At 68.4% G+C, this 7,196-nt stretch carries 10 protein-coding genes; 4 read left to right on the top strand and 6 right to left on the bottom strand.

Annotation, left to right across the window (positions count from 1 at the left end; translation table 11 throughout):
* Both RWO33_RS18010 and RWO33_RS18005 read right to left on the bottom strand, forming a co-directional pair.
* The coding region (locus RWO33_RS18010) for a DUF4880 domain-containing protein (protein ID WP_314106573.1) at nucleotides 1-286 on the bottom strand (286 nt) is incomplete at its 3' end.
* A complete protein-coding gene (locus RWO33_RS18005) occupies nucleotides 283-774 on the bottom strand; it encodes a sigma-70 family RNA polymerase sigma factor (RefSeq protein WP_145478307.1) in 492 nt (163 codons plus the stop codon). The genes RWO33_RS18010 and RWO33_RS18005, both read right to left, overlap by 4 nt.
* Before the next feature lie 162 nt (nucleotides 775-936).
* On the opposite strand from RWO33_RS18005, the gene RWO33_RS18000 reads away from it, so the two are divergent.
* Nucleotides 937-1,263 carry a metalloregulator ArsR/SmtB family transcription factor gene (locus tag RWO33_RS18000; RefSeq protein WP_222116602.1) on the top strand — a complete coding sequence of 109 codons (327 nt, stop codon included), beginning with the start codon at nucleotides 937-939 and terminating at the stop codon, nucleotides 1,261-1,263.
* Nucleotides 1,264-1,285: 22 nt separating this feature from the next.
* Nucleotides 1,286-2,698 carry a DUF2867 domain-containing protein gene (locus tag RWO33_RS17995; RefSeq protein WP_314106571.1) on the top strand — a complete coding sequence of 471 codons (1,413 nt, stop codon included), beginning with the start codon at nucleotides 1,286-1,288 and terminating at the stop codon, nucleotides 2,696-2,698.
* A gap of 36 nt (nucleotides 2,699-2,734) precedes the next feature.
* On the opposite strand, the gene RWO33_RS17990 is transcribed toward RWO33_RS17995, so the two are convergent.
* The 4 genes from RWO33_RS17990 to RWO33_RS17975 all read right to left on the bottom strand — a co-directional run bounded on the left by RWO33_RS17990 (nucleotide 2,735) and on the right by RWO33_RS17975 (nucleotide 5,334).
* Nucleotides 2,735-3,058: a hypothetical protein gene (locus RWO33_RS17990; RefSeq protein WP_314106569.1), complete on the bottom strand. Its 324-nt coding sequence runs from the start codon at nucleotides 3,056-3,058 to the stop codon at nucleotides 2,735-2,737.
* Nucleotides 3,059-3,111: 53 nt separating this feature from the next.
* Nucleotides 3,112-4,239: a metallophosphoesterase gene (locus RWO33_RS17985; RefSeq protein ID WP_314106567.1), complete on the bottom strand. Its 1,128-nt coding sequence runs from the start codon at nucleotides 4,237-4,239 to the stop codon at nucleotides 3,112-3,114.
* A 120-nt stretch (nucleotides 4,240-4,359) separates the two neighbouring features.
* On the bottom strand, nucleotides 4,360-4,851 hold the full coding sequence (locus tag RWO33_RS17980) for a DUF1801 domain-containing protein (RefSeq protein ID WP_314106565.1): 492 nt from the start codon (nucleotides 4,849-4,851) through the stop codon (nucleotides 4,360-4,362).
* 33 nt (nucleotides 4,852-4,884) lie between these two features.
* Nucleotides 4,885-5,334: a DUF1801 domain-containing protein gene (locus RWO33_RS17975; protein WP_314106563.1), complete on the bottom strand. Its 450-nt coding sequence runs from the start codon at nucleotides 5,332-5,334 to the stop codon at nucleotides 4,885-4,887.
* A gap of 184 nt (nucleotides 5,335-5,518) precedes the next feature.
* Here RWO33_RS17975 and RWO33_RS17970 point away from each other — a divergent pair, with 184 nt between their 5' ends.
* Nucleotides 5,519-6,088 (top strand): TetR/AcrR family transcriptional regulator, encoded by a 570-nt coding sequence (locus tag RWO33_RS17970; RefSeq protein WP_314106561.1) that lies wholly within the window; start codon nucleotides 5,519-5,521, stop codon nucleotides 6,086-6,088.
* A gap of 106 nt (nucleotides 6,089-6,194) precedes the next feature.
* Nucleotides 6,195-7,196: MBL fold metallo-hydrolase (locus RWO33_RS17965; RefSeq protein WP_314106575.1), on the top strand; the 1,002-nt coding region annotated here is incomplete at its 3' end.

The raw sequence follows: 7,196 nt of genomic DNA, 5'->3' as shown, positions 1-7,196 counted from the left end.
GCGCTGCGCTGCGCAGCGGCAGCTGCACCACGTTGTCGTCCGCGCGGCGCGGCGCGGGCGCGGCCAGCAATACCGCCAGGTCGTCGGGCATCGCGCGCAGCGCTTCGGCCAGGGCGCCGGCGGTCTCGCTGATGGCAAGGTATTCGCGCAGGTGCTCGGGCGAGACCAGCAGCCAGTCCAGGAAGGCGCGCTGCTGCGCAGCCGATACCTCGCCCTGGCGCTGCAATGCATGCCAATGGGCAGCGGCCTGGGTCAGCGCTGACGGGTGCACGGTCGGCTGGTTCATCGAGCCGCTCCCGCATCGCCCATCGCCCGGCGGCACACCGACAGGCCGCGGACCACGTGCTTCTTGACCATGTGCGAGGACACGCCCAGGCGTTCGGCGATCTGCCTGTAGCTCAGCCCGTCGCGGTATTGCATCACCAGCACCGCCCGGGTGTGTTCCGGCAGCGTGGCCAGCAGCGCCTGCAGGCGCTGGCTGCGTTGCTGGCGTTCGGCCGCGTCTTCCACGCATTCCCCGCTGGCCAGGCCCTGGCCCAGCTGTTCGATGTCGTCGATCGGCAGGGTCGCCCAGCGCCTGCGGCTGGCCTGCTCACGCGCCAGGTTCAGCGCAACCGTGAACAGATACGCCTCGGGGTTGGCGATGGTGTCGCCCGGCCCCGCATGCGCACGCAGCAGACGCAGGTACGTCTCCTGCACCAGGTCTTCGGCGTCCTGTCGCGCCCCCCGGCGCACGAAGAACCCCCGAAGTACCGGCGCATGTTCCTCGAACATCCGCGCCAGCCGCCCTCTTGCCTGCTCGGCCACTGTGCCGCCCCACCCCTGAAGTGCGGCGCAAGGTAAGCGCTGCGTATTACGGGGTGGTGACGGTGCGCTGCGCTGCGCTTGACAGCCGCCATTGGCAACGCACATGATTGGTTAACGAATTAATTAACTATCCGAATGGACCGCATCTTCGAGGCCTTGGCCTCCACCGCCCGCCGTCAGATCCTGGCCTACCTCAATGGCGGCGAGTTGAGCGCGGGCGAGCTGGGCGAACGCTTCGATTTCAGCAAGCCGGCGCTGTCCAGCCACCTGCGCATCCTTGAAGACGCCGGGTTGATCGAGCGCGAGAAGCGCGGCCAGTTCGTGTACTTCCGCCAGGTGCCCGACCGTTTGGCCAATACCCTGTTTGCCTGGGCCGCCGAAGTGTGTCCCGTCGGCGGCCCGCTGCAGCGCGAAAGCCGTGCCAAGGCGCGGCGCAAGGCCATCCCTGCCTCCTGAGCCCTGCCATACGGAGATCGGCATGCTGGACACTCACCGCGTCAGTCGTTCGTTCCCCAGCATCAGCCTGCCCTCGCACGGGGATGGCAGTCCGGTCGAAGTCGCCCTGATCACCCAGCTCGGTATCGGCGCAGGCGACCAGCTGCTGCGCGACGCCGGCATGCGCCAAGCCGCGCATCCGGCGTTCGTCGATGCACTGGATGAACCATCGGCGCGGCTGGGCGGCATGCACCTGGCCCATGACGATGCGTCTTCGCTGTATTCGTTCTCTGTCGGGCGGCAGGGTCACCCGTTCCACCGGCATGCCGGTCCGCGCATGTTCACCGCCATCGCGGGCAGTGGCGGCGCACAGCTTCGCTTTTCCACCGCGTCCGATACCCAGCTGCGCGAGGACCCGGCGGCATTCCTGCATGCCCTGCGCTGCGTTGATATTCCACCGGACTGCCTGTTCACAGTGCGCTTCGGCAGCGGCACCTGGCACCAGTTCGTGTCACGCCATCCGCGTCACCCTGCCCTGTTCGCACTCTCCTGCCATGCCAACGAGCGCGGCGGCGCCTTGACGGATGCGCAACGCGCGCAGATCGACGCGGACAGTGCCGACATTCCGTCCCTGACCGATACCCTGCCGCAGACACTGCAGCGGTTGTTGGACCAGGCCGACCTGTCGCGCGTTCCGGTGGTGAGCCTGTCGCTGCAGTCGCCGGCCCGTTCTGCGTTGGCCGGCCTGTGCGCGCGCATACGCGACCTGGTCGGCCCACTGCGCGCGTGGCTGGCGCGGCTGCGGCCGGCGCAGGGATACATCGGCCGCAGCGCTGCGCGGCATCCGGTGCAGGCGCTGCCTGCCCCGCCGGCGGATTCGCTGCTGCACGGCGCGCTCGCCGACGGCGTCGACCACCAGGACTACAACACGCTGGTGCTGCCCGCGCACAGCGTGGCAAGCCGTTCGGCCAGCGTGGTGCTGGAAGCGGTGCTGGAAGGCTTCGTGCTCAATCCACCGCCCAGCGTGGGCCGTTTGATGGCACTGCGAAATGCACTGGTGGCGCCGCTTCAGCTGCGCACTTCAGCCTTGGGTTGCCCGGTCTCCTCGCTGCTTTCGAGCGACCGCAGCACGCTCTTTGCCGGTCGTTTCCCGGTCCATGCACAGTGCGTGGACGCAACCGACCGCAGCGCCGAAGTGCTGCTGGGTGCGGACGACCGCCACCTTCGCTTCCGCTCCTGCGTCCGCGTGCAGCTGCAGGCAGACGGCGCCGCAGTGATTGCACTGGGCACGCGGGTGCGTACCCACAACCGCTTCGGCCGCCTCTACATGGCGGCCATCGACCACGTGCATCGCCGCCACATCAGCCCCGCCATGTTGCGCATGGCCGTAGCCCACGCGCTGGCCCCGGAGCTTGTCCAGGCAACCGTGCCGACCCAGACCGCGTTGGTTGGATAAGCGGCCCGGCGCGGGTGCAGCGGCGGCTGCGGGCAGTCAGTCCCCACTTCCCCCGTCACCGCCCGCGCCGTCGCCAATGCCAGTGTCGCTGCTTTCACCATGGAGGCGCCAACCGCCCGGATCAGCGGTGTGCATGTCGCCTCCATCACTGTGACGGGGAACGTCGGGACCGTGGCCGTCGGATGTGTGTGACATCACCGCGAACATGACGCACAGCACCGCCCCCACCACCGGCAGAAGCCAGACCACAAGCAGCTGCAGGCGCCGTTGCGACGCTGAGGCGTCTGCTTTGGCCCATACGTACAGCGAGGCCGCCGTGTTCACCACCAGCAGCCCCGCTACAAGGAACAGAACCAGCATGCGTGCGTCCTCGTTGACCGATGCCGAACGGCCTCGTTGGCGGCGATTATGGGCTATGGCCTGCGCCGCAGCGTCACCAGCGTGATTTCCGAGGGCACGCCCAGGCGCGCGGCGAAGCCCGGCCACAGGCCGGCGCCGTTGCTGACGTACAGGGTCATGCCGTCCACGTCGTAGCGTCCGGAGACGTACCCGCCGTTGGCCCGCTTCACCAGCTGGTCCATGCCGACGATGTGGCCGCCGTGGGTGTGCCCGGACAGCTGCAGCTGCACGCCCTGCGCCGCGTTGGCGCGCGCTTCCCCCGGGCGATGGTCGAGCAGGATCACCGGCGCCTCGGGATCGGCGCCCGCCAGTGCTGCCTTCAGGTCAGGCATCGGCAGCCCGTAACGGGCCGCGACCGGGTCGGTCACACCGGCAATGGTCAGCACCGCGCCATCGCGCGTGACCCTGGTGTGGCTGTTCTCCAGCACCTGCATGCCCAGCGCGCGGAATGCCGGCATCCACTGCGCATACTGGCCGTAGTACTCGTGGTTGCCGGTGATTGCGATCACCCCATCCGGTGCGCGGAGCTGGCCCAGCGCGCGTACATCGTTGGCGCGGGCGGCGACGCTGCCGTCCACCAGGTCGCCGGTGATCACCACCAGGTCCGGCGTGAGTGCGTTGCTTTCGGCCACGACCTTGGCCACCCAGTCACCGGTGAGCAGGCGGCTGGCGTGGATATCGGTGAGCTGCAGCACCCGGTAGCCGTCGAACGCGGCCGGCAGGCCCTCGATGGCGACATCGATCTGGCGGGTCTGCGGCACGGCGATGCCCTGCTGCACGCCGACGACGCCCAGCACCAGCGCGATCACGCCTGCCGCCGGTCGCAACCAACCGCGCCGCAATGCATCGGCTGCGCGCTTCAGGCGCAGTACCCGTGCGCCCAGCAGCAGCGCGTCCAGCACCAGCAGGAACACCGCCACCAGCAGCAGCGCGGTGAAACCGGAAGCCAGCAGGACGATCGCTGCCTTGGGGATCTCCGGCGACGCCATGGTGCCGGCAAACCGGGCCACGATCCGGTGGTGCAGCGCCAGCGCCAGGATCAGCAGGCCCAGCGGGCCCCGCACCGACACCGGCATCCTCAGCGGCCAGATCAGCCGCCACACCACGTACAACGCAAGCACTACTCCAACAACACTCAGCACAGGCTCTTCCAGATTCGGTGGGGGACTGCACGCGCGCGTGGCGATCGTGCAGCGCACCATCTTTGCCGAAACCGGCTGCAGGCGCTACCGCGGGAACATGGAATGTTGGGTTGCAGGCGCTCAGCGCGCAGTGGTCTTCCCGGTATCGCCCTTGGCGGACTTGGCGGACTTGCTGGCCGGCGTCGCTCTGCCGTTGGCCTTGTCGGCGTTGAATGCCGCGGCCGCGCGGATCAATGCCTTCAACGCCGCTTCGTTGACCGTATCGCCTTCATGCAGATCAATCGCGCGCCGCGTCCCGCCGTCCAGGCTGGCGTTGAACAGGCCTTTCGGATCGTCCAGGCGGGCGCCGTGAGCGAAGGTCATCTTCACTGCCGCCTTGTAGGTCTCGCCCGTACACAGGATGCCGTTGTGCTCCCATACCGGCACGCCGCGCCACTTCACCGTTTCCACCACGTCCGGCAGCGCCTTGTGGATGATGCCGCGGACCCGGGCCAAGGTGTCGCCGCGCCAATCGCCAAGCGCGGCGATCTTCGCATCGATCTGCCGGGCGGCATCGGCGGCCACGGCCTGGCCGGTGGCAAGGGGTTTGCTGTGGGTGCTGGGCTTGGGCATGGTCGTGTCCTGGCAGGAAGCGGGCGCTGCGCGTTACATGCGTTCGCCGGGAAGCCGGGCGGCCTGTTTGACCCAGCGGGTGAACTGCGCCACGTCCAATGGCGCGTCCGCGGGCACGTGCAGGTAGCGGGTGTCCTGGCTCTTTGACGGCTCCGGCGGCGGCGGGGCAAGCGCGGCGCCACGGAAGAAGGCCACTTTGATGTAGCGGGCGTAGCAGTGCATGCTGAGGAACCAGCCGTCGTCGCGCGCGGCGTACAGCGGCGAATTCCACTTCACCGCCTTGCGCACCCCGGGCACGGCCGCGACGATGAGCGCGTCCAGCTGCCGGGCCGCCTCGCGCTTGTCCCCGGGTACGCCCGCGATCCAGGCCTGCACAGGGCCATCGCCCTCGCCTTTGGGAATCTGCGGATTGCCGCCGGCCAGCAGGCGCGGCGTGGCCGTGGCGGGGGCGGGGGCGGCAGTCTTCTTTCCGGTGGTGGCCATTGCGCATCCGGTTGCGGGTGCCAGAACCGCGTTATAGACCCCGGCAGGGCCGGATTCAACGTTGCGCCGACGCGCTGGGCGACGGCATCCATCACCTGAACCGCAGGCATCGCGCGGGACGCGGGACTTGCGCTGGGGCCGCTTTCGGCTTTAAATGAGCAATCACTCATTTAACCCTCCCGCCATGGCCCGCCCGCTGAGCGACGCAAAACGCACCGCGATCCTGATTGCCGCTGCCGAGCAGGTGGCCGCACGGGGCGTGGGTGCGTCCACCGCGCAGATCGCCAAGGCGGCCAAGGTCGCCGAGGGCACCGTGTTCACCTACTTCGAGACCAAGGACGCGCTGCTCAACGCGCTGTTCGTGCGCCTCGAAGAACGCCTGGCATTGGCCATCGGCGGTAGTTTCCCGGCCGATGCCGAGGTGCGCGAACAGCTGCTGCATGTGTGGAACGCGCTGCTGGTCTGGGGCGCGCAGTCGCCGGTGGAGCGCATGGCGCTGCGCCAGCTCAAGGTGTCCGAACGCATCACTGAATGCACCCGCACCCAGTGCGCGGGACTGTTCGGCACCATGCTGCAGGACCTGGAAGCGCGCATCGCCGAGCATGCCGACCCCGAACGCGTTTCCTTCTACCTGGGACGGGTGATGATCAGCCTGCTCGAAACCACCCTGGAGGCCATGGCCGCCCAGCCTGAACAACGCCAGATGCTGCAACAGGCAGGCTTCGACCTGTTCTGGAAAGGCATCCAGCGCTGATGTTGATGTCCCTTATAAATGAGTGCCTGCGCACTCACCCATGAGACGACGCATGCGCATCCTCCCCGTCCTTGTTGTCGGCTTCACCCTCACCGTAATCATCGGGATGACCTTTACCGTGCCTATTGCCTCCTACGAAAACTCGCCGCAACGCGCCGATGACCAGTTCACCAACGTCGCGCCCAAGCCGCGCGAATCGCTGGGCACCACGCTCAAGCTGTTCTGGGACTTCTTCTTCAACCGGCCGCCCGGCACCACCCCGGACCAGGCCCCGCCGGTGCACGCGCTCAGCGCGCAGGCACTGGCCGAGGCCCCGGACCGCAGCGTGTACCGCCTCGGCCATTCCACCCTGCTGATCAAGCTGCGCGGTGGCTGGTGGCTGACCGACCCGGTGTTCTCCGAGCGCGCCTCGCCGGTGCAGTGGATGGGGCCCAAGCGTTTCCATGCGCCGCCCATCGCCCTGCGCGACCTGCCGCCGATTCGCGGCGTACTGCTTTCGCACGACCACTACGACCACCTGGACAAGGCGACCATCAAATACCTGGCGGAGCGGGTGGACGTGTTCCTGGCACCGCTGGGGGTCGGCGACCGCCTGATCAACTGGGGCGTGCCGAGCGACCGCGTGCGCCAGCTGGACTGGTGGGACGAAACCGAAGTCGACGGCGTGCGCTTCGCCGCCACCCCGGCGCAGCACTTCTCCGGCCGTGGCCTGCGCGATGGCAACCGCACGCTGTGGGCGTCGTGGGTGATCATGGACGAAGAGCTACGCGTCTTCTTCAGCGGCGACACCGGCTATTTCAACGGCTTCAAGCGCATCGGCGAGCGCTACGGGCCGTTCGACGTGGCATTCCTGGAAACCGGCGCGTACGACGCCAAGTGGCCGTTCGTGCACATGCAGCCGGAGCAGACCGTGCAGGCCCAACAGGACCTGCGTGGCCGCTGGCTGGTGCCGATCCACAACGGCACCTTCGACCTGGCCATGCATCGCTGGGAAGAGCCGTTCGAGCGGGTCAGCGCGCTGGCAGCGCAGCGCGGCATCGCGCTGTCCACCCCGGTGATGGGCGAACGCCTGGACCTGGCCGCGCCGCATGCCGGCACGCCGTGGTGG

The organism is uncultured Stenotrophomonas sp. (assembly GCF_963519925.1).
GTDB classification, from domain to species: domain Bacteria; phylum Pseudomonadota; class Gammaproteobacteria; order Xanthomonadales; family Xanthomonadaceae; genus Stenotrophomonas; species Stenotrophomonas maltophilia_AE.
This window is presented reverse-complemented; position numbering and strand designations above follow the sequence as displayed.

Excerpts from the sequence above, each read along its gene's own strand:
- RWO33_RS18005 (WP_145478307.1), bottom strand. The coding sequence starts at position 774 with ATGTTCGAGGAACATGCGCCGGTACTTCGGGGGTTCTTCGTGCGCCGG.
- RWO33_RS17970 (WP_314106561.1), top strand. The coding sequence starts at position 5,519 with ATGGCCCGCCCGCTGAGCGACGCAAAACGCACCGCGATCCTGATTGCC.
- RWO33_RS17990 (WP_314106569.1), bottom strand. The coding sequence starts at position 3,058 with ATGCTGGTTCTGTTCCTTGTAGCGGGGCTGCTGGTGGTGAACACGGCG.
- RWO33_RS17980 (WP_314106565.1), bottom strand. The coding sequence starts at position 4,851 with ATGCCCAAGCCCAGCACCCACAGCAAACCCCTTGCCACCGGCCAGGCC.
- RWO33_RS17995 (WP_314106571.1), top strand. The coding sequence starts at position 1,286 with ATGCTGGACACTCACCGCGTCAGTCGTTCGTTCCCCAGCATCAGCCTG.
- RWO33_RS17975 (WP_314106563.1), bottom strand. The coding sequence starts at position 5,334 with ATGGCCACCACCGGAAAGAAGACTGCCGCCCCCGCCCCCGCCACGGCC.